Origin of the sequence: Haloterrigena gelatinilytica (assembly GCF_013342145.1) — an archaeon.
GTDB classification, from domain to species: Archaea; Halobacteriota; Halobacteria; order Halobacteriales; family Natrialbaceae; genus Haloterrigena; species Haloterrigena gelatinilytica.
Window position 1 is genome coordinate 456,173 of record NZ_JABUQZ010000001.1, and the last position, 25,705, is coordinate 481,877.

23 protein-coding genes are annotated in these 25,705 nt (G+C 67.3%); 16 read left to right on the plus strand and 7 right to left on the minus strand.

Annotation, left to right across the window (positions count from 1 at the left end; translation table 11 throughout):
- Positions 1-111: 111 nt before the first annotated feature.
- From HTZ84_RS02240 to HTZ84_RS02250, 3 genes are all read left to right on the plus strand, one after another.
- Positions 112-1,299: a YncE family protein gene (locus HTZ84_RS02240; protein ID WP_174679189.1), complete on the plus strand. Its 1,188-nt coding sequence runs from the start codon at positions 112-114 to the stop codon at positions 1,297-1,299.
- Position 1,300: 1 nt separating this feature from the next.
- A complete protein-coding gene (locus tag HTZ84_RS02245; protein ID WP_174679190.1) occupies positions 1,301-3,385 on the plus strand; it encodes a copper resistance CopC/CopD family protein in 2,085 nt (694 codons plus the stop codon).
- 160 nt (positions 3,386-3,545) lie between these two features.
- Positions 3,546-4,475: a branched-chain amino acid transaminase gene (locus HTZ84_RS02250; RefSeq protein WP_174679191.1), complete on the plus strand. Its 930-nt coding sequence runs from the start codon at positions 3,546-3,548 to the stop codon at positions 4,473-4,475.
- A gap of 75 nt (positions 4,476-4,550) precedes the next feature.
- Here HTZ84_RS02250 and HTZ84_RS22650 read toward each other — a convergent pair whose 3' ends face one another.
- On the minus strand, positions 4,551-5,045 hold the full coding sequence (locus HTZ84_RS22650) for an alpha/beta fold hydrolase (protein ID WP_217468187.1): 495 nt from the start codon (positions 5,043-5,045) through the stop codon (positions 4,551-4,553).
- Between the two features lie 312 nt (positions 5,046-5,357).
- Here HTZ84_RS22650 and HTZ84_RS02260 point away from each other — a divergent pair, with 312 nt between their 5' ends.
- The 5 genes from HTZ84_RS02260 to HTZ84_RS02280 all read left to right on the plus strand — a co-directional run bounded on the left by HTZ84_RS02260 (position 5,358) and on the right by HTZ84_RS02280 (position 7,895).
- Entirely contained in the window at positions 5,358-5,876 is a 519-nt protein-coding gene (locus tag HTZ84_RS02260; protein ID WP_174679192.1) for a hypothetical protein, read from the plus strand.
- 86 nt (positions 5,877-5,962) lie between these two features.
- Entirely contained in the window at positions 5,963-6,667 is a 705-nt protein-coding gene (locus tag HTZ84_RS02265) for a phosphoglycerol geranylgeranyltransferase (protein WP_174679193.1), read from the plus strand.
- Between the two features lie 139 nt (positions 6,668-6,806).
- Positions 6,807-7,292, plus strand: a complete 486-nt coding sequence (locus tag HTZ84_RS02270; protein ID WP_174679194.1) for an Lrp/AsnC family transcriptional regulator — start codon at positions 6,807-6,809, stop codon at positions 7,290-7,292.
- Positions 7,293-7,407: 115 nt separating this feature from the next.
- Positions 7,408-7,692: a HalOD1 output domain-containing protein gene (locus HTZ84_RS02275; RefSeq protein ID WP_254611697.1), complete on the plus strand. Its 285-nt coding sequence runs from the start codon at positions 7,408-7,410 to the stop codon at positions 7,690-7,692.
- The gene (locus HTZ84_RS02280) at positions 7,689-7,895 is read left to right on the plus strand and encodes a hypothetical protein (protein WP_174679196.1); all 207 of its coding nucleotides are present in this window, start codon (positions 7,689-7,691) and stop codon (positions 7,893-7,895) included. The genes HTZ84_RS02275 and HTZ84_RS02280 overlap by 4 nt, the downstream gene beginning before the upstream one ends.
- 84 nt (positions 7,896-7,979) lie before the next feature.
- Here the strand turns inward: HTZ84_RS02280 and HTZ84_RS02285 are convergent, their stop codons facing one another.
- On the minus strand, positions 7,980-8,825 hold the full coding sequence (locus HTZ84_RS02285; RefSeq protein ID WP_174679197.1) for an SIR2 family NAD-dependent protein deacylase: 846 nt from the start codon (positions 8,823-8,825) through the stop codon (positions 7,980-7,982).
- A gap of 203 nt (positions 8,826-9,028) precedes the next feature.
- Between HTZ84_RS02285 and aspS the strand changes: the two genes are divergently transcribed.
- Complete coding sequence (gene aspS, locus HTZ84_RS02290; RefSeq protein WP_174679198.1) at positions 9,029-10,333, plus strand: aspartate--tRNA(Asn) ligase; 1,305 nt, start codon at positions 9,029-9,031, stop codon at positions 10,331-10,333.
- Between the two features lie 450 nt (positions 10,334-10,783).
- Here aspS and HTZ84_RS02295 read toward each other — a convergent pair whose 3' ends face one another.
- On the minus strand, positions 10,784-11,665 hold the full coding sequence (locus HTZ84_RS02295; RefSeq protein WP_174679199.1) for a lipase family protein: 882 nt from the start codon (positions 11,663-11,665) through the stop codon (positions 10,784-10,786).
- A 303-nt stretch (positions 11,666-11,968) separates the two neighbouring features.
- Here HTZ84_RS02295 and HTZ84_RS02300 point away from each other — a divergent pair, with 303 nt between their 5' ends.
- From HTZ84_RS02300 to HTZ84_RS02310, 3 genes are all read left to right on the plus strand, one after another.
- Entirely contained in the window at positions 11,969-12,802 is an 834-nt protein-coding gene (locus tag HTZ84_RS02300) for a pantoate kinase (protein WP_174679200.1), read from the plus strand.
- Positions 12,803-13,122: 320 nt separating this feature from the next.
- Positions 13,123-16,032: a DUF1508 domain-containing protein gene (locus HTZ84_RS02305; protein ID WP_174679201.1), complete on the plus strand. Its 2,910-nt coding sequence runs from the start codon at positions 13,123-13,125 to the stop codon at positions 16,030-16,032.
- 190 nt (positions 16,033-16,222) lie between these two features.
- The gene (locus tag HTZ84_RS02310; protein ID WP_174679202.1) at positions 16,223-17,002 is read left to right on the plus strand and encodes a 4-phosphopantoate--beta-alanine ligase; all 780 of its coding nucleotides are present in this window, start codon (positions 16,223-16,225) and stop codon (positions 17,000-17,002) included.
- A gap of 36 nt (positions 17,003-17,038) precedes the next feature.
- Here HTZ84_RS02310 and HTZ84_RS02315 read toward each other — a convergent pair whose 3' ends face one another.
- Complete coding sequence (locus tag HTZ84_RS02315) at positions 17,039-17,695, minus strand: hypothetical protein (RefSeq protein WP_174679203.1); 657 nt, start codon at positions 17,693-17,695, stop codon at positions 17,039-17,041.
- Between the two features lie 116 nt (positions 17,696-17,811).
- Here HTZ84_RS02315 and HTZ84_RS02320 point away from each other — a divergent pair, with 116 nt between their 5' ends.
- The gene (locus HTZ84_RS02320; RefSeq protein WP_174679204.1) at positions 17,812-18,099 is read left to right on the plus strand and encodes a HalOD1 output domain-containing protein; all 288 of its coding nucleotides are present in this window, start codon (positions 17,812-17,814) and stop codon (positions 18,097-18,099) included.
- 190 nt (positions 18,100-18,289) lie between these two features.
- Positions 18,290-19,285 carry a tyrosine--tRNA ligase gene (locus HTZ84_RS02325; protein ID WP_174679205.1) on the plus strand — a complete coding sequence of 332 codons (996 nt, stop codon included), beginning with the start codon at positions 18,290-18,292 and terminating at the stop codon, positions 19,283-19,285.
- A 22-nt stretch (positions 19,286-19,307) separates the two neighbouring features.
- On the opposite strand, the gene HTZ84_RS02330 is transcribed toward HTZ84_RS02325, so the two are convergent.
- On the minus strand, positions 19,308-20,015 hold the full coding sequence (locus tag HTZ84_RS02330) for a helix-turn-helix domain-containing protein (protein ID WP_174679206.1): 708 nt from the start codon (positions 20,013-20,015) through the stop codon (positions 19,308-19,310).
- Between the two features lie 592 nt (positions 20,016-20,607).
- On the opposite strand from HTZ84_RS02330, the gene HTZ84_RS02335 reads away from it, so the two are divergent.
- On the plus strand, positions 20,608-21,546 hold the full coding sequence (locus HTZ84_RS02335; protein ID WP_174679207.1) for a biotin--[acetyl-CoA-carboxylase] ligase: 939 nt from the start codon (positions 20,608-20,610) through the stop codon (positions 21,544-21,546).
- A gap of 11 nt (positions 21,547-21,557) precedes the next feature.
- Here HTZ84_RS02335 and HTZ84_RS02340 read toward each other — a convergent pair whose 3' ends face one another.
- Together HTZ84_RS02340 and HTZ84_RS02345 are read right to left on the minus strand one after the other, a co-directional pair.
- Complete coding sequence (locus HTZ84_RS02340) at positions 21,558-22,034, minus strand: universal stress protein (protein WP_174679208.1); 477 nt, start codon at positions 22,032-22,034, stop codon at positions 21,558-21,560.
- Between the two features lie 117 nt (positions 22,035-22,151).
- Positions 22,152-23,183 carry an amidohydrolase family protein gene (locus tag HTZ84_RS02345; RefSeq protein ID WP_174679209.1) on the minus strand — a complete coding sequence of 344 codons (1,032 nt, stop codon included), beginning with the start codon at positions 23,181-23,183 and terminating at the stop codon, positions 22,152-22,154.
- A gap of 238 nt (positions 23,184-23,421) precedes the next feature.
- On the opposite strand from HTZ84_RS02345, the gene katG reads away from it, so the two are divergent.
- Positions 23,422-25,590 (plus strand): catalase/peroxidase HPI, encoded by a 2,169-nt coding sequence (gene katG, locus HTZ84_RS02350; protein WP_174679210.1) that lies wholly within the window; start codon positions 23,422-23,424, stop codon positions 25,588-25,590.
- Positions 25,591-25,705 lie beyond the last annotated feature (115 nt).

The following is a 25,705-nucleotide window of genomic DNA, read 5'->3' on the forward strand; positions in this document are numbered from 1 at the left end:
CTGACCATCCGCAGAGACAGGGAACCGATCTGACAGCAATTTTCGAGTACTGGACCATAATTTCGATTACTGAACCAGAACGGAAAACATCCGGAGGGCTCATGAGCCGGTATGGTTCGACCGATCGAGCGACGACGATTCGTGCAAGTGATGAGCGGCGGTCTCGCGATCGGGGCCGCGGGTTGTCTCGGCGACGACGATGATGAGAACGGCGACGAAGAGAACGGAGCCGAGGACGACGAAAGCGGCGAGGGTAGCGACGGACTCGCCTACGCGTTCGGCCCGGACGCGATCGCCCTCGTCGATCCGGACGAAGGTGCGGTCGTCGACGAACTCACCGACGGCGTCGACGGCTACGCGTACGGCGACGCGGTCGTGACGAACGACGGGAGCCAACTGTTCGTCATCGAAGAGACGCTCAGTCAGGTGCTGGCCATCGATCTCGAAACGCGTGAGATCGCCGCCGAGGTCGGGATGGGGCCCGACGGGACCCACATGTATCATCCGAACGACGAGGAGATGTGGGCCCACTCCGACGCGGAGGGGACGTTCTACGTCATCGATACCGAGGACCACGAGGTCGTCGAGACCGTCGCGGCCGGCCTCGAGGGCGAGGGCCACGGGAAACTCCTCTCCCACGAGGACTTCGGCCAGAAGGGCTACGCGACCAACGTCAACGATCCCGCGCTCCACGTCATCGACCTCGAGAGCTACGAGCGGATCGACACGATCGAACTCGGCGAGGACGGCGGGACTCACTACAAGGCCTACAGCCCGTCGAACGGACTCGCGTACGTCGAGTACGGAGACGTCACCGCCGTCGTCGACACCGAGACCGACGAGGTCGTCGACGAACTCGACGTCGCCGGCGGCATGTACCTGACGCCCGACGAGGAGCGGATGTCGATCATCGACCACGGCGAGATACACGTCTTCGACGTGACCGACGCGGAGACGCCCGAGATCGGCTCCGTTTCCGTCGATGGCGGTCCGGACGACCTCGAGTACTACGAGGGCGACGACGCGCTCTACGGCTTCACGGCGAACACGATGGACGCGGACTCGGTCGTCGTCGATATGGACGCCCTCGAGGAAGTCGACCGGATCGAGGCCGGCGACATCGAGCACCCGGAGGGCGCCCAGCACCTCCACCGCTCGGCCGTCTCGGGGGACGGCTACTTCTTCACGCCGGCCGATGCCGACGGCACCGTCGCGGTGATCGACATGGCCGAGCGAGAACTGATCGCAGACGTCGAAGTCGCGGACGGCGTCGACACCGTCGCCTACATCCCCGAATAGCATGGTCAGGACGGACTCGCTCGAGCGGGACGTCGGTCCGAACGAGGTCGCGCGCCGAGCGTGGCTGCTCGTCCTCGTCGCGGTCGTCGTCCTCTCGGTCGCCGTGACGCCGGTCGCGGCCCACGCGTACCTGAGCGAGTCCGACCCGGCCAACGGGGAGCAGGTCGAGGCGCTCCCAGACGAGGTGACGCTGACGTTCGGCGGCGACGGCGTGCAGGTCGCCGACGTCACCGTGACCGGTCCGAACGGGGAAGACGTCAGCGGCGAGGCGACGGTCGATCCCGACGATTCCCGGGTCGTCCGCGTCCCGCTCGAGGACGCGCCGACCGGAGACGATGCCGACGTCGACGGAATGTACACCGTCGAGTGGGAGATCCTCGCCGACGACGGCCACGAGACGTCCGGTTCGTTCATCTTCGGCGTCGGCGACGACCCGCTCGACCGCGACGCCGTCCTCGAGGCCTACGAGGACGAGGAGGCCGGTGCGGACGAATCGCTCCCGCCCGCGGAAACCGCCGCGAAGGGGCTGGTGCTGGTCGCGGTACTCGTGCTCCTCGGCGCGCCGGTAACGGCCGCGATAGCGGTCTATCCGCTCGCCGACCGTGACGGGACGACGCGGACGGTCGATCGTCGACTCGCGCGCGTCCTCGCCGGCGCGGGCGCGGTGCTGGTCGCGTCGGTAGTCGCGCTCGGACTCGCTCGCGCCACGGCGTTGGGCTCGCTCTCGGTCGACACCGTCCGCGCGTTCCTCGATACCTCGCTCGGGGCGACGTGGCTGACGCAACTGTCGGTGGCCGCGGTTATCGCTGGACTGCTCGGTCTGGCGGTCGCGGGCGCGCTCCGACGACCCGTTTGGCTCTGGGGGACGCCCGCGGGTGCAATCGCCGTCGCGATGACCGTCGGCTGGACGAGCCACTCGGCGACGGCGATCGATCGGCTGCGGGGAGCGCTCGTCGATCTCGGCCACGTCACCGGTGCGGGGCTCTGGCTCGGCGGGCTCGTCGTCCTCGCTGTCGTCGTGCCCGCGGTTCTCGACGAGACGGCGCCGGCCGATCGACGAGCCGTCGCCGCCGGAACGATCCGGCGGTACTCGCTGCTGGCGCTCACCGGCGTGACGCTCGCGGCGGCGACCGGGCTCGTCCTCGCCTCGTGGCACGTCCCCGACCTCGAGTCGCTCGCCGCGGCCGTCTACGGCGTCGCGCTGTCGGCGAAGACGCTCTTGGTGTTGCTGGCGCTGGGACTGGGCGGACTCTCCCGGTTCGTCCTCCTTCGTCGCCTCGAGTCCGCCGCTGCGGACGGTCGCGGCGGACTCGTCGGGCGACTGATCGGCGGCACCGAGAACGGAACCCGCGAAGACGGCGGCCGATCGCCTCCCGACGACTCGGGCGACGGGACCCTCACCGCGTTCGCTCGCGCCGTCCGATTCGAGGTCGCCGTCCTCGTCGTCGTCGTGCTCCTCTCGGGACTGCTCACCTCCGTTCCGACGGCCGCCGTCGTCGGCGAAGACGAGGGGCTCGAGAGCGCGACGATCGAACGCGAGGGCGACGTCGATCTCGAGCTGACGGCGATCCCCGCCGAGATCGACGGGCGCGACGACGGAACGAGCGACGAGGGGCTCCGCGTCGAGGCAGGCACGCCGGTCGTCTTCGAGGCGGCCTTCCTGGATGGCGACGACCGACCGCTCGAGTCCGAGCGGACCGTCCGCCTGCTCGCCGACGGACCCGACGGCGATCGGTTCGAGGTCGAACTCGAGGCGACCGACGACGGGACCTACGGGACGGTCAGGACGCTGCCCGCCGAGGGCGACTGGCGGGTGCGCGTCACCGGCGAACCGGGCGGCGAGTACGTCGACGAGTGGGTCGACGTGCGCGCGGTGGCGAGCGCCGCCGACGGAGCGACGGACGACCACGATCACGATGCCGAGGGCCACGACCACGACGATCACGGCGAGGACGCGGACGGGGACGACGACGCGGACGACTCGCCGTTTACCGCCGCGCTCCGCGTCGGCGCCGTCGCGATCGGGCTCGTCGGCACCGGGGCCGTCGCGCTCGAGGCAGTCCGATTCCGCGGGCGCTCCGACTGAGGGGACGAGACGCGAGCTTGGCGTTCGAGTTCGACGTCCGCAGTCGTTCGTCACCTCGCCGCCATTCGGGGGAGATTCGACGGCGAGGGACGCCGCCCGGCCCGATTTTCGAACGCGAAACCGCGAACACTTAGTACGGTGGCTTGTAACACTCTCGATCATGGGATTCGACGAGATGGACGTCGATACGATCTGGATGGACGGCGAGTTCGTCGACTGGGACGAGGCGCAGGTCCACGTCCTCACGCACGGACTGCACTACGGCAGCGGCGTCTTCGAGGGCGCACGGTGTTACGACACCGCGGAGGGCCCCGCGATCTTCCGCTGGGAGGAACACCTCGAACGGCTCTTCCAGTCGGCCAAGCCCTACGACATGGACATCGACTACACGAAGGAGGAGCTCACCGAGGCGACGAAGGAGCTCATCCAGCGCCAGGACCTCGAGTCCTGTTACATTCGCCCGATCTCCTTCTACGGGTACAACTCGCTGGGCGTCAGTCCCAAGGACTGTCCCACCGAGACCGCGATCGCGGTCTGGCCGTGGGGCGCGTACCTCGGCGAGGAAGCCCTCGAGGAGGGCATCGAGGTCATGATCTCCTCGTGGCGGAAACACGCCTCGAGCCAGATCCCGACGAACGCGAAGACGACGGGCCTGTACGTCAACAGCATGCTCGCCGGCGAGGAGGCCCGCCGGAACGGCTACGCCGAGGCGATCGTCCTCAACAAGGAGGGCAACGTCGCCGAAGGTCCCGGCGAGAACATCTTCCTCGTGCGCGACGGCGAGCTCCACACGCCCGGCCTCTCCGAGTCCATCCTCGACGGCATCACCCGCGACACCGTGATCGAGATCGCCGAGGATCTGGGCTACACGGTCCACGACGGCGCCTCGATCTCGCGGGGCGAACTCAACACGGCCGACGAACTGTTCTTCACCGGCTCCGCGGCCGAGGTCACGCCCATTCGGAAGGTCGACAACGTCGTCATCGGCGACGGCTCGCGCGGCCCGATCACCGAAGAAATTCAGCAGCGGTTCTTCGAGGTCGTCGAACGGGAGACCGACGAGTACGACGAGTGGTTCGAGTACGTCTGAGCCGGTAATCACGCGAGAGGTGATATCGGTCGCTCGCCGTTGCAGGGCCGCGCCTCGAGTGAGAGTGCGGGGACGTCAGAGTCGCCGGAGGAACGTCTGGAGTTCCTTGTATGCGGCGTCGTACGAGTCGCGAAACACGTAGTGGCCGGCGTTCGGGACGTGGACCAATCGTCCCGGCAGCAGCGAGTCGGCCGCGTTCAGGTCGGCGACCCGCTGGTCGACGTCGACATCGGATCGCAACACCAGTGAGCGACAGGAAACGTCCGGGAGCGCATCGACGAGGGGCGACGGGTAGCCCTGACGCGCGAGTTCCGCGATCGCCGGATCGGATTCGAGATGGCCGGTCGCGAGGCGGCGGGCGTGCGTCGCGTCAAGCTCGGAATACTCCTCCTCAACGATCTCTTCGACGGTCCGATCGGACGCTCGGTTCAGGGCGGTTCGCGATTGCTCGAACAGTTCGTCCGGGTCGGCCTCCGGGAGCCTGTGGAAACAGTCCGGTTCGACGAGGACCACTCCCTTCGCAAGGGTTGGCCGTCTCGCCGCCGTCCACGCGACCGTACCGGCGCCCATGGAATGTCCCATCAGGACGGGATAGAGCGCCGAGTTCGATACCACGCGGCGGTGGTCCGCGCTCGAGGTCGGGCTCGAGACCGCGGACGGGCGGGTGATTCTCGTCCTGACGGTCGGAACCGGATCTGCCGTCGATACCGACGCGGCCGCGTTCGAGTCGATTCGGACGCGACGGGACCGCGCGCTCGAGGGCGACTGGGACGACTGTCGGCTGGTATCGATCGCGCCGAAGAGCGCCCTCGAGACCGGGACGACCGATACCGAGCCACCGATGGACGCGAGGTCTCGCTCGAGTCGCTCCGGGATCGGTTCGTGGCGCGCGATGGCGACCGGGACGAGTACCGGGCTGCCCTGGTTCAGGCGGCAATCGATCGCGGGCGTCGGAGCGCGAGCGCCGGCGGCCCGCCGTCGATCGTCGCGGAGTACCGCGCGCTGGTGAGGGAGCGCGAGCCGGCGTTCGACCTCGAAGCCGAGAACGAGGACGCCGATACGGTCGCTGACGACGACACGGCAGTCGCGATCGACGCCCCGCCGCTGGCCGACGACCACCGACTCGTTCACGCGCTGGCAGCGGGAACCGTCGAGCTCAGGATTCCCGGCGCCGCGGCGCATCTCCGGACCTTCACCGCCCGCTACGTGACCGCGATTCCGCCAGCGACGGAGTTGCTGACCGACGGCGACGCGCTCGTCCTCCGGCTGCCAGTACCGGCGATCGGTTCCGACTCGAGCGAGGGCGACGACGCGCTCGACGAGGCCGCGGTCGACGAGGCGCTGACGGCTATTCGGGACCTCCTGACGGTCGCCGAACGCGTCGCCGAACGGTCGTCGTGAACGACCCTCGAGAGTGGCGTCCGAGGGCGTTCTCCACCAGCGGCCGTTTCGTAGCGTTTTTGCCGGTTCTCCGGAAACGACGCGGTATGACTGCCTGCCCCTGGGACGACTGGAACCATATTCTCAAGATCGACCCGGACAAGGAGCTCCCCGAGGGCGTCACCTACGGAGACCTCTGTGCGACCGGCACCGACGCCATCGAGGTCGGCGGCACCATGGGAATCACAGAGGAGAACATGGAAGCCGTCGTCGACGCCTGCGCCGAACACGACGTGCCGCTCTATCAGGAACCCTCGAGCCCCGACGTCGTCATCGACAACCGGGCGCTCGAGGGGTATCTCATCCCGACGGTGTTCAACGCCGGCTCGCCGTTCTGGATCACGGGCGCCCACAAGGAGTGGGTGCGAACCGACGGCGACATGGACTGGGACCGGACCTGGACGGAAGCCTACATCGTGATGAACCCGGAAGCCGACGTCGCGGAGTACACCGAAGCCGACTGCGACCTCGGGCCGGACGACGTCGCGGCCTACGCCGAGGTCGCCGAACGAATGTTCGGCCAGGAGATCGTCTACCTCGAGTACTCCGGGACGTTCGGCGACGAGGAGATCGTCGAGGCGGCCGGCGAGGCGACCGACGAGACGACGCTGTTCTACGGCGGCGGCATCCACGATTACGACTCGGCCGCGACGATGGCCCAACACGCCGACGTGATCGTCGTCGGCGACCTCGCCCACGAGGAGGGCGTCGAGGCCGTCCGCGAGACGGTCGAGGCGGCGCGGGACGCCTGACGAACGCGTCGCCGCGGAGTCCCGTGACTCGCACTCGTACTCGAGCTACCGGCGAGCGAGATAAGACGGGACGTACGACTGTTCAGTTGGAAGTACCGTTGCCCGGCAACTCATTCGTCGGGCGCCCGTACGCTCGAATGTGAACCTCGATCCGACCGACCGCGCCGTTCTGTACCTGCTACAAGAGGAGAGCCAGACCCGTCTCACCCACGACGAGATCGGCGACCGAATCGGGGTCTCGTCGAGCACCGTGAGCAATCGGCTCCGGGAACTCAAAGAGACGGGGGTCTTGCAGGATTATCGCCCGGAGATCGACTACGAGGCCGCCGAGATCCCGCACCACCTCCTGTTTATCTGTACGACCCCGATCGCCGACCGAAAGGCGATCTGCGAGCGGACGATCGATATCCCGGGCGTCGTCAACGTTCGCGAACTGCTGACCGGGACCAGAAACCTCCACGTCGAGGTCGTCGCGACGGACGCGTCGAAGATCGAAACCGTCACCGAAGAGCTGGACGCGCTGGGACTCGAGATCCACGGGTCGGAGATTCTGCGGTCGAACTACTACCAGCCGTTCGACCAGTTCGGAACGGAGGAAATCGACTCGAAGACCGAATCGGAGTGAGCGCTCCGAGCGCGCATTTATTGCGTGGAGATCGGCCAGAACGAATCTTTACTGCTGGTGTCTCGAAAGGAACGTGTCCGTCATTCTTATCCACTGCAACGGCCTTACACTGATGATGGCAACCCAGTCACCCTCCCCCTCCAGCGGCGAATCGCTGTCGATCAGGGTCGTCCGCGAAGTCGCCGCCCACGACGGCGTCGACCCGATGGACCTGTCGCCGCCGCTGTTCCACAGCGTGGATCCCGCGGCGTTGGATGCGCTCTTCGAACCGACGAGCACTGACGACGCCCGTGCCGGCCGCGTGACCTTCGCCTACGACGGGAAACGGATCGCCGTCGATAGCGACGGCGAGGTGACGATCGACCCGGAACGCGACCCACAACGGACGTGTTCGCGATGAAGTACTGCCTCAACTGCGACTGGTTCGCGGACCCCGAAGCCGACGCCGACGACGACGAGCGCTCGCAAGCGGCGCTCGAGCACTTCGTCGAAACGGGCCACTCGATCGACTCGAGCGACTCCGTCGGACGGCCGACGACGCCGGTTATCTGCGAGGCGTTTCTCGTCCGGGACCTCGTCGGGTCGTTCGGTCAGTCGGTCTAGAACGCCGACTCGGGAACCGCTCGCTCCCGTGCCGTTGCTGTCACTCTCCGCTTCCCCGCTCGTTTCTAGCGGCTCGAACCGCCGTTACGGCGTCTCGAGGAGTTCCCGGAGCCGCGGCAGTACCTCGGTCACGTCCTCGCGACGGACCACGTCGGCCGCGTCGTCGACCGGCGTCGACTCGAGGTTGACGATGCCGACGGTGGCTCCCGTCGACGCCGCCTGCCGGGGCAGCGACGCGGCCGGCTCGACGACCAGCGAGGAGCCGACGGCGAGGAAGACGTCGCTCTCGCGGGCCAGCGACCGGGCGCGCTGGATGACCGCGCCCGGAAGCCGTTCGCCGAAGAGGACGACGTCGGGTTTGAAGACGCCGCCGCAGTCGCAGGTCGGGGGCAACTCGCCGTCCGCGGCCCGGTCGAAGATCGGGTCGGCGTCCCGTCGCCGCCCGCAGTCCGTACAGCGGACGCGCCGGGCGTTCCCGTGTAACTCGAGGAGCGTCGCGCCGTCCGCTGCGGTCTCGGCGTTCGATTCGTCGGCGTCGTCCGTTCGATCGCCACCGGTCTCGTCGCCGTTTTCACTCGAGCCCGCGGCGATCGCGTCAGCCGCCTTCGCGTGTAACCCGTCGGTGTTCTGCGTGAGGATCGCCTCGAGGTGGCCGTCCCGTCCCATCGCGGACAGCGCTTCGTGAGCCGCGTTCGGCCGGTACTCTTCGGCGAACAGCTCCCGCTGGAGGTCGACGCGGTCGTCCCAGAACCCCTCGGGATCGCTTTGGAACCGACCGTAGGTGAACTGCCCTTCGTCGAACTTCTCCCAGACGCCGTCGTCGCCCCGGAACGTCGGCACGCCCGAGGGCGCGGAGATGCCCGCGCCGGTGAAGGCGACGACGGTGTCTGCGCTCCGGACGTCCGCGGCGAGTGACTCGAGGTCGTCCATACCGGACGGTCGGGACGGATCGTCAAAATTCGTCGTGGTGCGAGCGACTGCAACCGCACGACTCGAGGGCGGCCGGAACCGCTCGGTCGCGCTTCGAGCGGCGTCGACGGCCCGCCCTCGAGCGAACGGACAGCGTGAGCGTCCCGCGAACCGAACGGCCGCGAACGATTGCGCTTAAGTTGCGGCGACCGGAATCGAGGTGTATGCAGGACCGAACCTACACTGCTGACGCCGAGCCGGGCGACGACGTCACCGTCGCCGGCTGGGTCCACGAGATCCGCGACCTCGGCGGGATCGCCTTCCTGATTCTCCGCGACACGTCGGGCAAGATCCAGATCAAGTTCGAGAAAGACGAGATGGACGACGACCTGGTCGAGACGGGACTCGACGCCTCCCGCGAGAGCGTCGTCAAAGTCTCCGGCGCCGTCGAGGAGGAGCCCCGCGCGCCGACGGGCGTCGAGGTCACGCCCGAATCGGTCGAGGTCGTCGCGCCCGCTGACCCCGAACTGCCGCTTGACCCGTCGGGGAAGGTCGACGCCGACCTCTCGACGCGACTCGACAACCGGACGCTCGACCTGCGCAAGGAGGACGTCCAGTCCGTCTTCGAGATCCGCTCGGGCGTCCTGAACGCGGTTCGCGATCAATTCCGCGAGTTCGACTGTACGGAGATCAACACGCCGAAGATCGTCGCCACCGGGACCGAGGGCGGCACCGAGCTCTTCCCGATCACCTACTTCGGCGAGGAGGCCTTCATGAACCAGTCCCCGCAGCTGTTCAAGCAGCTCATCGCGGGCTCGAACGTCGAGCGCGTCTTCGAGATCGGGCCGATCTTCCGCGCCGAGGAGCACAACACGCCGCGACACCTCAACGAGGCGACCTCGATCGACTTCGAGGGCGCGTTCTGCGACCACCAGGACGCCATGGACGTCGCCGAAGGCGTCGTCAAGGCCGCCTACGAGGCGGTCCGGGAGAACTTCGGCGACGAACTCGAGGCGATCGGCATCGCCGAGGAGTTCGAGGTCCCCGAGGGCGACTTCCCGCGCATCAGCTACGAGGAGGCCATCGAGCGCATCAACGCGACGGGCGAACTCGACGAGCAGCTCGTCTGGGGCGACGACCTCTCGACGCCGGCCGAGGAGGCCCTCGGACGGGACGTCGGCGGCCACTACTTCATCACCGACTGGCCCAGCGAGATCAAGCCGTTCTACATCAAGGACCACGACGACGACCCCGAACTGTCGACCGGCTTCGACCTGATGCACCCGCGCATGGAACTGGTCTCGGGCGGCCAGCGCGAGCACCGCCACGAGAAACTCATCGAAGGCTTCGAACAGCAGGGTCTCGACCCCGACCAGTTCGAGTACTACACGAAGATGTTCAAGTACGGCATGCCGCCCCACGCCGGCTTCGGCCTCGGCGGCGAGCGCCTGATCATGACGCTTCTCGGACTGGACAACATCCGAGAAGCCGTGCTGTTCCCGCGAGACCGTCAGCGGCTGAGCCCGTAATCGGGCTCGCCACTGACCGGCGAGGGAGAGCCAGAGAGGCGAACGGAGTGCGTCTCTCGCTGTTCCCGCGAGATCGCCAACGTCTGAACCCAGAGGACGAAGACGGTTGGAGCCGGCGAGACGAGCGGTGCGAGGCTGACCGAAGGAAGGCCTCGAGTAGCGAACGGGGAGCGATGACCCGTGAGCGTAGCGAGTCTCGTCGGACCGCCAGCCCCTGTCGCCGTAAGGCGACGGCGCAACTGTCGAGCGGGGCTCGTTGGACGTGCAGCGCGGGTCCAACGGTGTTCACGCGGCATCGCCGGCATTTCTCGCCGTATGCGGCTACCGTAACCCGGTAGTCGCATCGCTATCGGATCGGAAACGAGCGTGCTACCGAGACGGGAACGGCGGTACGCCGCGAAAGAACGATACGGATACTCGTAATTACAGTTCACGGCGGGTGCCGGAACGTTAGAACCAGCCCCAGCCGTCGTCTCCGTCGTCGTCGCCGTCGGTGTTGTCGTCACAGGAACCGCTGTTGATAGCGTCGGCGAGGTCGTTACCGACCATCGAGTCGCCCAGATACGAGAGGTGGCTGCCGACGCTGAGGGTGACGTCGACGTCCGTGTAGTTCGGAGCGGGATCGCAGCCGGCTCCCTCGGTCCCGAGGGCCGTGTCACCGAAACCGCCGTAGGCGCTGCCGACCGTCGAGTCGTTGTTCGAGTGGTAGTTGCGGACCTCGCAGGCGTTGTCCAGACCGGCGTTCCACGGACTGCCACAGACTTCCGATCCGTCGGCGGCCGCGCCCAGCGGCGCGACGGTCTCGATCTGGTAGCCGCTGCCGAGTTTGGTCGCGGCCCAGAGGACGCAGCGACCGCCCAGCGAGTGGCCGACCAGTCGGACGTTGCCGCCGCCGCTATCGTAGAACTCCTCGATGAGGCCGGCCGTGACCTCGCCGACGTCCTCTGTGTCGGCTTCCGCGCCGAGGAAGTTGAAGTTGGTCGCGGGCCACTCGATAGCGACCGTCTCGTCGGGCGAATAGCCGCCCGACACGAGGGAACTCTCGACGCTCGAGGCCTGACTCGAGACGGTGGTGTCGCCGAACCAGCCGTGGATGAACACGAGCAGTTCGTCCGTGACCGGGAGGCTGCCGTCGGCGCTCCAACCGAGCAGACCGTCGTCGACTTCGATGACGTCGGGGCTGAGGACCTGTGCCGACGCCGAACCGGACACGGCGGCCAGCCCGGCGCCGCCGACGACCGTCGTTCCGGCCGCCTGCAGCAGCGTTCGTCGACTCGTGGCGGTCTGATCATCGGTCGATTCCGATCGTTCCGGAGTGGTGGTATTCGACATAATCCATCCAGTACATTTTTAGATTACATATTTAATTCTAACTTCTAGGATAAAACATAAAATGGCGAGGCTAGTGTATTAGAGTGGCCGCTACTCGACGCGTTCGAGTCCGAGACGCGACGCGATAGCGGGACGGGTCGCTCTCGAGAACGGGCGACCGCCGGTCGAGGGGCAGTTCGACGGCGAACGCGCGAGCGGTGCGACGGGGTCCGCCGTCGAGTGGCCGAGGTACCGGATCCGAGCGGGGCCGCGGAAATGACCGAATCTACAACGTTATGTCGCCCGAGTCGTAATCGGGGGGCAATGCGCGAGGAGGCGACGGCGTTCGTACCGGGGCACATCACGGGCTTTTTCAGCGCTCACCCAGACGACGATCCGACCGAGGCGGGCTCTCGCGGCGCGGGAGTGACGCTTACGGACGGCGTCGAGGTAACGGTCGAACCGACCGACGAGGCGGCGTCGACGATCGTCCTCGACGGGAGGACACTCGAGATCGACGCCGTCGAGACCGTCCTCGAGACGCTCGCGGTTACGGCCCGCGTCGAGGCCGAGTCGGACCTGCCGCTGGGTGCGGGCTTCGGCGTCTCGGGGGCGATGGCGCTGGGGACGGCGCTGGCGGCCAACCGCGTGTTCGAACGCGACCTCTCCTGGAACGAACTCGTGACGATCGCCCACGGGGCGGAAGTGCAGGCCGGGACGGGGCTGGGCGACGTGGTCGCCCAGGCCCGCGGCGGCGTCCCGATTCGACTCGAGCCGGGCGGGCCGCAGGTGAACGAGCTGGACGCGATCCCCGCACGGGCGCGCGTCGAGTACGTGACGTTCGGGGAACTCTCGACGGCCGACGTCCTCTCGGGCGAGACCGACCGGCTCTCGGCGGCCGGCAAGCAGGCGCTGTCGCGGGTCGTCGAGGAGCCGACGCTGCTCTCCTTTATGTACGCCTCGCGGCTGTTCGCCCGCGAGGCGGAGCTGTTGACCGAGCAGGTCGCGCGGACGATCGGCGACGTCACGGAGGTCGACGGCCAGGCCTCGATGGCGATGCTCGGCGAAACCGTCTTCGCGTTCGGCACGGGGCTCTCCGACGCGGGCTACGAGCCGACCGTCTGTGCGACCCATCCGGCGGGCGCGATGCTGAAGTAACCGCCGCCCGTTACATATCAGCCGTTCCTGTCAGATAACGGACTTCTATTCGGCGAGCCACCGGTTTGCGACGGCAACAACTCGAATTGAACTCCTCTCGTTGCTCCCCGCGAACATTCTTTCATTCTCTTTCTAGGGCAGAGAAAAATAAGCTAACTTTCAGTATATTTGAATGCTGAGCATACGAATTAGAGCTTTGAGTGTGGTTCTGAGACGGTTTTCGAACGAGTCAAACATATTTTTTGAGTTATGTGTCAGTCATCAGTTTAGTGGCCGGAGCTTTATTATGATGGGTTTCAGTTATCTGTTCAAGTTTCCGAATGTCTTCACCGAGTGAAATTCACCAAAACTTGTTTCGGCTGTACGAACACTACGTCGGTGAACCCGACTCGAGCAAGGACGTCTACGGCTACTGGGTGTTCATCGTGGGCTACCTGCTCGGGGCGGCCGGCATTTTCACCTACGTCGTCGGCTACGCCGGCAGCGCGGGCTCGTACACCCTGATCAGGATCTCCGGCGTCACCGCGGCGACGGGGCTGGCGCTCTGTCTGTTCGGCATCGTCTTGATGCTCCCGGTGCGCAGGATCGGGATCTACGCGAGCGCGCTCGGACTGCTGGTCGCACTCGGTGGCGTCGTCTTTTTCGGCTGGGCCTACCCCAACAACTGGCGGGATCTGGGAACCGACTACAGCGTTCAGGTCATCTCCGTTTACACGCTCGGAATCGGACTGATCGCGGGCGTCACCGCTCTCGTTCCCATTCTGACGGGACAGAAGGGGATGTTCGTCGAGGAGGAGGGCGCGACCGACGATCCGGAGATCATGACCGGCGACGCGATGGAGGGCGCCCAGTTCGCCGTCTTCCGCGACGAGGACGGCGACTGGCAGTGGCGCGTGCTCCACCTCGAGGCGCTGGCGGCGAGCAACGACAGCGCGGTCACGCGACCGGAGGCGACCGAGAGCATCGAGCGCGTTCAGTCCCAAATCAGCTCCGCGGGGCTGATGGAGCTGACGACCTCCGCGTTCCGCCTCTACGAGGACCGCGACGGCACCTGGCAGTGGACGCTGGCCCGCGACGACGGCAGCGTCGTCGGCGCCAGCACCGGCGAGTTCGAACAGCGCGACGGCGCCGAGAACTCGGTCAGCTTCCTCAAGGACCGCGGTCCGGAGGCCGACGTCATCGAGATCGAGGGCGCGGCGTTCACCTACGAAGAACGGCGCGACCGGTGGTACTGGCAACTGGTCGACGACGAGCGGACGCCGCTGGCCTCGACCGACACCGGCCACCGAACGCAGGAGGCCGCCGAGGAGGCGGCCCGGACGTTCGCCGAGCGGTTCGATCGGGCGCGGCTGCTCGACGTCGAGCACGTCGGCGTCGAGCTCGTCGAGCGCGCCGGTAACTGGACGTGGCGGTTCGTCGACGACGCCGACGAGGTCGTCGCCACCGCCTCGGACGACTACGACTCCCGCCGGGACGCCGAGGCGGCCGCCGAAGCGCTGCTCCCCGCGCTCGAGTCGGCCGCCGTCACGGTCGCCGGGGAGCCGACCTACGAGTGCTACGAGTCGGGCTCGCAGTGGCGCTGGCGGCTCGTCGACGAGTCCGAACACGTCGTCGCCCGGAGTCCGACCGAGACGACGGCCCGCGGGGCCGTCGAAGCGGGCGCCGATCGGTTCGGCGACCACGTCCGCGACGCCGACGTCGTCGAGATCGACGACGCGGAGTACGAGATCTACCCCGCGGAGAACGAACCATCGGCCGCCGAGGACGACGGGGACGATCTCCCGGCGGCGGTCGACGAGGCGATGGCCGACGGCGGCACCGAACTCGAGTTCGACGAGGGGGCGGACCAGACGCCGACCGGTCCCGACTGGAACTGGCGGCTCGTCACGGAGGACCGCGACGTCGTCGCCGCGAGCACCGAGCCCCACCCCGACGCCGAGTCGGCGACCGAGGCCATCGAGCGCGTTCGCCAGCAGGCCAGCGAGGCCGATCTCATCGAGTTCGAACACGCCGCGTTCCAGGTCTACGAGGCCGACGACAGCGAGTGGCGCTGGCGGCTCATCGACGAGGACGGAAACGTGCTGGCCGACAGCGGCGAGGAGCACACCTCCCGCGGCGAGGCCGCCGAAGCGATGATGACGCTCAAGGAACAGGCCCCCGAGGCGGAACTGCTCGAGATCGAGACCGCCGCCTTCGAACTGTTCGTCGACGAGGACGACGAGTGGGGCTGGCGGCTCATCGACGAGGCCGGCAAGCTCGTCGCCGAAGATCCCGCGACCCACCCCACCCGCGGCGCCGCCCGCCAGGCGATGAACCGCCTGCTCGAGCACCTCGATTCGGACGTCCGGACGATGGACGACGCGATCTTCCAGCCCTACGCGGACGAGGACTGGCAGTGGCGCTTCGTCCTCCCGACGGGCGAGACCGTCGCGGAGGCCGGGGAGACCCACGCCACCCGCGACGAACTCGTCGCGGATCTGGACGACGTCCGCGAGTCGGCCGCGTCGGCTCGCACGCACGCGATCGGCGAGGTCGCCGTCCAGCTCTACGACAGCGGCGGCTGGCACTGGCGGCTGCTCGACCGCGACCGCGAGGAGGTCGCCGACTCGACGGTCACCTACGACGACCGCGACGGCGCCGTCGGCGGCGTCGAAGCGCTGCAGACCCACGTCGCCGACGCGCCCATCTTCGCCATCGAGGACGCCGCGATCCGGCTGGACCGCGACGACGGCTGGTCGTGGGAACTCGTCGACCGCGAGCGCGAGGTGATCGCGAGCGCGGTCGGCGCGGGGACGTCCAAGGCCGCCGTGCTCGACGATATCGAAGCCGTGCGCCAGCTGGCGCCGATGGCCGGCCGCGTCGACTTCGACGTCGCCTCGTTCGAACTGGTCGCCGACGAGGACGACCGCTGGCAGTGGCGGCTCATCGACGAGGACGGCCACACCATCGCGAGCGGCACCGAGGCGCACGCGTCGACCGAGGCCGCCCGCGCGGCCCTCGAGGACGTCCGCGAACTGATCGCCGAGGCGAGCATCCTCGAGATCGACGGCGTCTCCTTCGAACTCCACACCGCCGAGGGCGGCGACGGCTGGGTCTGGCAGCTGATCGACGAGTACGGGACGACGATGGCCGAGAGCACCCGGACCTACGAGAACCGCACCGAGGCTCGCGAGGCGATGAACGACGTGAAGGCCCACGCGCCCGACGGCTGGATCACCTTCACGGAGTGACCCGCTGACCGCGCCGACCCGAACCGACCCGCTCGCTGACCGACGCTCGCTTTCGCCGATTTCGCTCGACGTCGATCGCGATCGGAGCCGCGGACGGCAGTGCTCCGCTCGAGATCTCCCGCGGTTCGATCGGGCCGCGAGGAGTCGGCGGATCGGACCGTTTTTTATCAACCGAATCCAGTGACCGACCGTGACAGACTACGACACCGTCTCCGCGGAGGTCGACCACGAGGAGGAGATCCCGGAGGACCATCCGCGATACCAGGACCTGCTCACCCGCCACCGTATCGAGAAGGGCGTCGAGAAGGGCATCACCCACCTGCAGGGGATGCACGCCGAGGGTCGGGGCAGCGCCTTCGACTACCTGCTCGGCGAGGAGACGATCCCCAGCGCCGACGCGGCCGAACGCGCCGCCGCGGCCCACCTGCTGCTTGCCGATCGGCCCGTACTCTCGATCAACGGCAACGTCGCCGCGCTCGTCCCCGGCGAGATGGCCGAACTCGCCGACGCGACCGGGGCCGACCTCGAGGTCAACCTCTTCAACCGGACCGAGGAGCGCATTCGGGCGATCGCCGACCACCTCCGCGAGCACGGCGCCGAGGACGTGAAGGGCCTCGAAGCCGACGCGCGCATCCCGAACCTGGACCACCAGCGCGCGAAGGTCGACGAGGACGGTATCTACGCGGCCGACGTCGTACTCGTCCCCCTCGAGGACGGCGACCGCGCCGAGGCCTTGGACGAGATGGGCAAGACCGAGATCGTGATCGACCTCAACCCGCTCTCGCGGTCCCCCCAGGTCGCCGACGTGCCGATCGTCGACAACATCATCCGCGCCGTGCCGAACGTGACCGCACACGCCCGGGAGCTGGCCGACGCCGATGAATCGGAACTCGAGGCGATCGTCGAGGAATTCGACCGCGAGGGGGCCCTCGAGGAGGCCGAGGACCGGATTCGATCGGGCGAGCTGTAGCGGTCGACTCGAGACGGGGCCGTTCGTATCCGAGACTCAGAATCGGTCCGTAATCAGCGGTGAGACGGCGTCACGAGCGTCTTCGCGGTCGATCACGTAGCTCCGCTCGGCGTCGACGCCGGGAAGTCGCGACTTCAGTTCGGCGATGCGTTCCTCGACGCGGTAGTACGACAGCGAGAGGTACTCGCTGGCCGCCCGGGACAGCGAGTCGTCGATCTCGTACTCGATCCCGTCGGAGCCGTTGAGACACCGCCGTTCGTAGTCCACGAGCCACTTCCGGGCCATCGCGACGCCCATCTCGGCGTCGTACCCCCGTGCGACGTAGTGTCTGTAGGGGTGCCGGATCCAGGAGAGCTCCCAGTGGGCGTAGACGTCGACCTTCTCGGCGTCCTCGAGCGCGTGGAGGACGACGTGCAACTGGTCGTCGGCCAGCGGCGAGGGGCGCCAGACCCACGAGCCCTCCGACGTGTTGCCGTCCAGCCGGACCTTCAGCGACGCGATCGGGTTGCGCGAGAAGCCGAGTTCGTCGAGGATCGACTCGAGGCGGGCCTCCGAGCAGTGGGCCGTCAGCACGTACTCGTCGGCCGTGGTGTGGCTGATGGCGTAGCCGCCGAACGTCCCCGCAAACAGGTAGTGGAGTTGGGGCAGGAGACTCCGTCGCAGGGCGTTGACGGCGTCCTCTCTGTACGTCATGTGATCGGGCGGAGTACGCGAGCCAGCGGGAAGTGTATTCGGGACGGCAGCGTTCGCGGTCGGGCCTGCCACAGCCGGTAAAACGATTAGGGATATTCTCGCCAACGGTAGGACCGATGCCCGGGTCGATCGATCCGTCCGACGACGACGTCGTCACGCGCCGAACCCTCGACACCTCGCGAGACGCCCCGGCGATCGGGCTCGTCGAGATCGTCGCCGACGTCGATGGAACCGACGCGATGGAGCTCGCACCGATCTACGATCGGACCGACGATCTGGTCGCCGACCTCTTCGAGTCGCCGCCCGAAGCCGACGCCGACGCGAAACTCGAGTTTTCCTACCAGGGATACCGAATCACCGTTCGACAGGACGGCACCGTCGTGATTCGGGACTCGTCGGAGTAACCGTCGTCTTCTGCCGGCGATTGGGGCCGTCTCGTCCTCGGAGCGACGAGTTCGAGGGTGTGTGAGAGTCGACGCTCGCGGGAACGGTCGAATCGGATCGAGACGGTCCCGACGCCGCCCTGAGATCGTCCGGTATACTACCACTGTTCAAGAAAGCATAAATCCGTCCGCTGATTCCACTCAGACAGCAATGGATACCTACGACCTGATCACCCGGAACGCCGAGGAGGTCGTGACCGACGAGGAGGTGCGCGAACTCGCGGACGATCCCGACGGCAAGCGCGCCTACGTCGGCTACGAGCCCTCCGGCGTGCTCCACCTCGGCCACCTGCTGACGGCGAACAAGCTCATCGACCTCCAGGAGGCCGGCATGGAGGTCGTCGTCCTGCTGGCCGACGTCCACGCCTACCTCAACGGGAAGGGCACCTTCGAGGAGATCCGCGAGACCGCCGAGCAGATGAAGGCCCAGTTCGTCGCCTACGGGCTCGACGAGGACAACACCGAGTTCGTCTACGGCTCCGAGTTCCAGCTCGACGAGGAGTACACGCTCGACCTCCACGAGCTCGAGCTCTCGACGACGATGAACCGGGCCCAGCGCGCGATGGCGGAGATACAGGGCGACGAGACGGCCAAGGTGAGCCACCTCGTCTACCCGCTGATGCAGACGCTCGACATCGAGTACCTCGATCTCGATCTGGCCGTCGGCGGGCTCGACCAGCGCAAGGTCCACATGCTCGCCCGCGAGAAGCTGCCCGAGGTCGACTACGAGGTTCGACCCGCCCTCCACACCCCCATCGTCGCCGACCTCACCAGCGGCGAGGGGAAGATGTCCTCGAGCGAGGGCATCACCATCTCGATGGAAGACTCGACCGAGGACCTCGAAGAGAAGGTCAACTCGGCGTACTGTCCGCCGACCCGCGATCCGGAGCCCGACGAGGACGGCAACGAGCGCGAGAATCCCGTCCTCGAACTGTTCGAGTACCACGTCTTCCCGCGCTTCGAGGAGATCGTCGTCGAGCGCCCCGAGAAGTACGGCGGCGACCTGACCTACGAGACCTACGAGTCGCTGGCCGCGGACCTCGAGTCCGGGGAACTCCACCCCGCCGACGCGAAGGGGACGCTGGCGAGCTACCTCGACGAACTGATCGCGCCGGGCCGCGAGAAGCTCCGCGAACTTCGGGAGTAGGCGGGACACTCCCCGTTTCGACTCACTCGATGAACACGTCCTCGTCGTCGGTATCGAGGAGCGAACTGAAGATCTTCCCTTCGGCGGTCCGGAGGTGCTGCGAGAAGGTGGCCGGCGAGATTTCTAGTTTGGCGGCGAGTTCGCTGGCCTCGCGCTTCCGCGGCCAGTCGTAGAAGCCGTTCATGTAGGCCGTCAGGAACACCTCCCGCTGTCTGTCGGTGAGCGTCTCGACGATCGACTGGGTGAAGTCGTGACGCGTAAAGAGCGGCGTCGATCGGCACCGCCTGCGACGGTCGTCGACGGTCACGGTCGGGTGCTCCTCTTCGAACCGATCGACGAGTTCGTCGGCGTCCGACCTCGAGGCGACCTCTGCGACGACCCGTCCGTCGCCGCCGTCGGCCTCGACGGTCCGCGGAATCGCGCCGCACTCGGCGACGGTGATCGCGACGCAGTCGTCGCGAACGTGAAGCCGCACTCGCCCGCCGTCGTGGTGGCGGGCGACGAGATCCGCGTCGACCGCCACGGTATCGTCGATCGGGTCCAGTATCCGATTCGCCGGAGCGCCCTCAGCGGTGAAGTATTCGACGAACCCGCCGTCCGAATGGGGAAAGAGCACCTCGAGATCGAGCCGGCAGTCCGCCGTCCGCGACACGTCGACGAACGGATACGACGGGTCGTCGACGCGAAACTCGACTTCGACGACGCGGTTCTCGTCCTGGCCTCGGCTCATCACCTTTCAACGTTCACGGTCGTGGTACTGTTCCCTTTCGCAGTCCCTTGCAGGGGTCTCTTTCGTCGGTCGGCAAGGAATTCGGATCCATCACCTCGGTAGCCGATGAGTTGACGACCGTCGGCCTCGAGAATCGCGGTCTGTTCTCCCACCCTACCCCGGAACAGGACGATCGGCGTCGTGCAGGCGGCCCTCGAGGAGGGGGTCGAGCGAGATCCGGAAGAACATCATCGCCGAGCAGTCGCTGTAGCCGTTGTGGGCCGAAAAATTGCGGTCAGAACTCCACCGCGCCGATCGCCAACTCGTCACCGCATCGATCGCACTCGAAGCTCGTTCGGTACTCCTCGCACGGCTCGTGGACCTCCTGACCGCACGTCTCGCAGTGCACGAGTTCGCGCTCCTCGATTCGGCGTCCACAGGTGGTGCAGCGGCGTCCGAGTTTCATGGGTTGTGCTAGCGTATTACACGCTCATTCGGGACTTCGTGAACCGCCGATAAAAGCCTACGGATCGGCCAGCAGACCGAACGGTTCCGTTCCGTCGTTCGGCGACGATCCCGCCGATTGAAGTACGAGCGCGCCCCTCTCGCGTCCATGAACGAAACGCGACGCGCGATCCTCGAGGCGCTGTCCGACGGGCCGGTCTCGGGGCCGGAGCTGGCCGAGTCGCTGGACGTCTCGCGGGCGGCCGTCTGGAAACAGATCGACGGCCTCCGCGACGCCGGCTTCGAGATCGAGAGCGGACCGACCGGTTACGAACTGGTCGCCGTCGAGGCGTACAACGGGCCGGCCGTCGAGTTCGGCCTCGAGGCGCCGTTTTCGGTCGAGTACCACGAGACGATCGGGAGCACCAACGACCGCGCGCGCGAACTCGCCGCGGAGGGCGCCGCCGACGTGGCCGTGCTGGCCGACGAGCAGACCGGCAGCCGCGGCCGACTCGAGCGCGAGTGGTCGTCGCCCTCGGGCGGCGTCTGGGTGAGCATCGTCTCGCGGCCGACGATTACGCCCGCGCGGGCGCCGCTGTACACGCTCGCGGCCGCGGTCGCCACCGCTCGAGCGGCCCGCGAGGCCGGCGTCGACGCCCGAATCAAGTGGCCGAACGACGTGGTCGTCCCGGTCGGGGACGACGGCGACTACCGGAAACTCGCGGGCATCCTCACCGAGATGGAAGGCGAGACGGACCGCGTCGACTGGATCGTTCCTGGCATCGGCGTCAACGCCAACGTAGACGCCGACGCGCTGCCGGAGGGGGCGACGAGCGTCCGCGACGAGGCGGGCGACGTCGACCGCCGACGGTTCGTCCAGCGGCTGCTCGAGGAGTTCGACGGCTACCGGAGCGACCTCGAGACCGTCGTGCCCGCGTGGCGCGACCTGGCGCTGACGCTGGGCCAGCGCGTCAGGGTCGATCGGCCCGCGGGCGAGGTCGTCGGCGAGGCGGTCGACATCACCGACTCGGGAGCGCTCGTGATCGAGACGGACGACGGGCAGGAGACGGTCTCGGCGGGCGACTGCGAACACTTACGGCCGGTCTGAGAACGGGCGACTTACTCGACGGCGACGCGGTTCCGATCCCGGGGGGTCCCGTCGTCGGTCGAACCGACCTGGACCGCCAACACCGGTACCGGCGCGCGGCGAACGACGCGTTCGGTGACGCTGCCGAGCAGGAGTCGGTCGATGCCGGCCCGGCCGTGCGTTCCCATGACGACGAGGTCGCACTCCTCCGGCTGGGCCTGGTCGACGATGACGCGACTCGGCGACCCCTCGAGCACCGCCGTCTCGACGTCGACGTCCGCCGGCGCGAGTTCCTCGGCCCGACTGACGGCTTGCTCCCCGTCCTCGCGAAGGGCGCCGCCGACCCCCTCCAGCGCGGCTTCCATCGGGAGGTTTCCGTAGCCCGCGACGTCGACGACGTAGATCGCTCGCACCGTGGCGTCGTGACTCCGGGCCAAATCGAACGCGTACTCGAGAGCGTGTTCCACCTCCGGCGAGCCGTCGGTCGGAACGAGGATGCAATCGTACATGCGGCCTATGCTAACATACAACGAACCAGTATAATAGCGTTGCCGTGATCCAGCCGGACGGTCACTCGGGTTGATAGCCCCTGGCGACGACGGCGCGAGAAACGACGAGCGAACGAATCAGACGCTCGCGGAACCGAAGACGACCTCGCGGACGTCGTCGACGCCGGCCCGTCGAACCACGGCCCGGACCGGGTCTCGCGCCCCCGCGAGGTTGTGCGAGTCGCCGTCGAGGACCAGCAGCCGGGCCTCCCTGCCCGGTTCGACGAGCCCGTACTCGAGGTCGGCGATCTCGGCGCCGTTGATCGTGGCCATCCGGAGGATTTCGGTAGCCGACAGCTCCGACAGCTTGGCGAGGAACTCCATCTCCCGGAACATCGACGGCGAGTTGAGCATCACGTTGTCCGTGCCGAGCGCGAGCGTCGTCCGCTCGCTCAGCTCCGTATACGGCGACAGCCCGACGTCGGTCACGAGGTTCGACCGCGGACAGACGACGATCGGGACCTCCTGCTCGGCGACGCGGTCCAGGTGGTCCGGCTCGGGGTGGACCATGTGGACCAGAAACTCCGGTTCGAGGTCCAGTGCGGGATCGATGTCGGTTTCGTCGACCTCGCCGGCGTGGATCCCGAAGGGTTTGCCCGCCTCGCGGGTCGCCTCGCGTTCGGCGTCGAAGTTGGCGTCGTTAGCGCCGCTCGCGCCGAACCCGTCGCCCGCGTGCATCGCGTCGATCGAGCCGCGACCGAAGGCGATCGGCTCGATCTCGAGGCCGTCGGCGGCCCGTTCGAGCGTCTCGACGCCCTCGACGCCGCCCTCGCGGAACTCGAGGCAGGACGCGGTGCCCGACTCCTGCATGAACTGCAGCGAGCGACGCATTGCAGCGGCGAGTTCCTCCTGGGAGGCCCGTCGCAACAAGCGGTGTTTCAGCCCGTCCGGCGGCGCGACGAGTTCCTCGAGGGAGAGCCCGCCGCCCGCTTCCTTCGCGATCGAGTCGCCGATGTGCGTGTGGGCGTTGACGAACGCCGGCAGGATGATGTCGTCGCTCTCGACCGACGTCTCCTCGATCGCCTCGATCCGACCGTCGTCGCCGATCACGACGCGACCCTCGACCGGTTCGAACTCGCGACCCCGGAGGATCGTCCCCGTTCGTTCCATAGGCACGTGTTCGTACCGCGCGCCTTCAACGATTCGGGGTCGGCCGACTCGACCGCGAACGGGCACTGAACCCGACTGTTCGGTCCCGGGAACGTCCCGTTTCCGCCGTTAGTACGTCTCAGAAGAAGTTCTCGTCTCCATGCCGATCGTTGGTTCGGGCTAAATTGAAACGTAACGAAGAAATTCAAAATGTAATGTAGGAAATAGTATTAAGGGGGTAGATTCGGTTCTGTTAGTCGTGACTTGGTCCAACCAAGACTGGTGGCCGGATCTGCTGAGAGTCGACATCCTCGACGATAACGCCGTGGACGCCAGTCCGTACGGCGAGGACTTCGACTACGCGGAGGCGTTCCGGCAACTCGATTACGAGGCGGTGAAAGCGGACATCGAGGAGGTGATGACGACCTCGCAGGACTGGTGGCCGGCCGACTACGGTCACTACGGGCCGCTGTTTATCCGGATGGCGTGGCACAGCGCGGGGACGTATCGGACGCTCGACGGTCGGGCCGGCGCGTCCGGCGGCCTCCAGCGCCTCCCGCCGGAGAGCAGTTGGCCGGACAACGTCAACCTCGACAAGGCCCGCCGGCTGCTCCAGCCGGTCAAGCTGAAGTACGGACGGAAGCTCTCGTGGGCCGATCTGATGGTCCTCGCCGGGAACGTCGCCCTCGAGTCGATGGGCTTCGAGACGTACGGCTTCGCCGGCGGCCGCGAGGACGGGTACAAGTCCAACGAGGCCGTCGAGTGGGGTCCCGAGACGGAGTGGGAGACGACCTCGCCCGAGCGCTTCCGCGAGGAGGAGGTCGGCGACCTCAAGGACCCGCTCGCGAACACCGTGATGGGGCTCATCTACGTCAACCCCGAGGGTCCGTACGGCGAACCGGACCTCGAGGGCTCCGCGAAGAACATCCGCGAGGAGTTCTCTCGCATGGCGATGACCGACGAGGAGACCGTGGCGCTCATCGCCGGAGGTCACACCTTCGGGAAGGTCCACGGCGCCGACGATCCCGACGAGAACCTCGGCCCCGAGCCCGAGGCGGCCCCCGTCGATCTGCAGGGCCTCGGCTGGCAACACGAAGGCAGCGAGGACAAGATCGGCGGGCTCGACGTCATCACGAGCGGTATCGAGGGGCCGTGGAACGCCACGCCGATCCAGTGGGACACGGGCTACGTCGACAACCTGCTCGAGTACGAGTGGGAGCCCCACAAGGGGCCCGGCGACGCGTGGCAGTGGCGGGCGAAAGACGAAGACGAGGTCGAGCCCGCGCCGGACGCCCAGGACGAGTCGGACACCCAGCTACCGATGATGCTGACGACGGACGTCGCCCTGAAGCACGACCCCGACTACCGGGAGGTCTTGGAACGCTTCCGGGAGAACCCCAACGAGTTCCGGGAATCGTTCGCGAAGGCGTGGTTCAAGCTCCTCCACCGCGACATGGGACCGCCCGAGCGGTACCTCGGGCCGGAGGTCCCCGACGAGACGATGATCTGGCAGGATCCCGTCCCCGACGCCGACTACGAACTGGTCGGCGAGGAGGAGATCGACGAACTCGAGGCGGCAATCCTCGATTCGGAGCTCTCCGTCCCGCAACTGGTCAAGACGGCGTGGGCGTCGGCGTCGACCTACCGCGACAGCGACAAGCGCGGCGGCGCGAACGGCGCACGGATCCGCCTCGAACCCCAGAAGAGCTGGGAGGTCAACGAGCCCGAGGAACTGGAGACGGTCCTGTTGACCTACGAGGAGATTCGGGGCGAGTTCAACCGCACCCGCTCCGACGACGTGACGGTCTCGCTGGCCGACCTCATCGTGCTAGGGGGCAACGCGGCCGTCGAGCAGGCAGCGGCCGAGGCCGGCTACGACGTGGACATCCCGTTCGACCCGGGCCGCACGGACGCCTCACAGGAGCAGACCGACGTCGAATCCTTCGAAGCGCTCGAGCCGAAGGCCGAGGGCTTCCGGAACTATCTCGGCGGCGAGTACGACGACCTGTACGACTCGCCGGAGGCGCGGCTGGTAGACCACGCGCACCTCCTGACCCTGTCGGTACCCGAGATGACGGTGCTGGCCGGTGGCATGCGTTCGCTGGGTGCGACCTACGGGGAGTCCGGTCGCAGCGCCTTTACCGACGAACCCGGCGTCCTGACGAACGATTTCTTCGCGAACCTGCTCGCCATGGACTACGACTGGGAGCCGGTCTCGGAGGACAGGGAATACTTCGAAATCCGCGACCGCGACACCGGCGACGTCGAGTGGGAAGCCACCCGCTTCGACCTCGTCTTCGGCTCGAACGCTCGGCTTCGAGCGCTCGCGGACGCCTACGGCGCCGACGACGGCGAGGAAGAGTTCGTCCGTGACTTCGTAGACGCCTGGAAGAAGGTGATGACGCTCGATCGCTTCGACCTCGAGTGAGTCCGGCTGAAACGGACTCGTCGTCTCAGGCGACCGGTGCTAACGGCTCCAGCGTCGCCGATTTCGGGAAATGGTCCGTCCTGAGTCGAACGCGAGGCACGGGTCGTCGAACTCC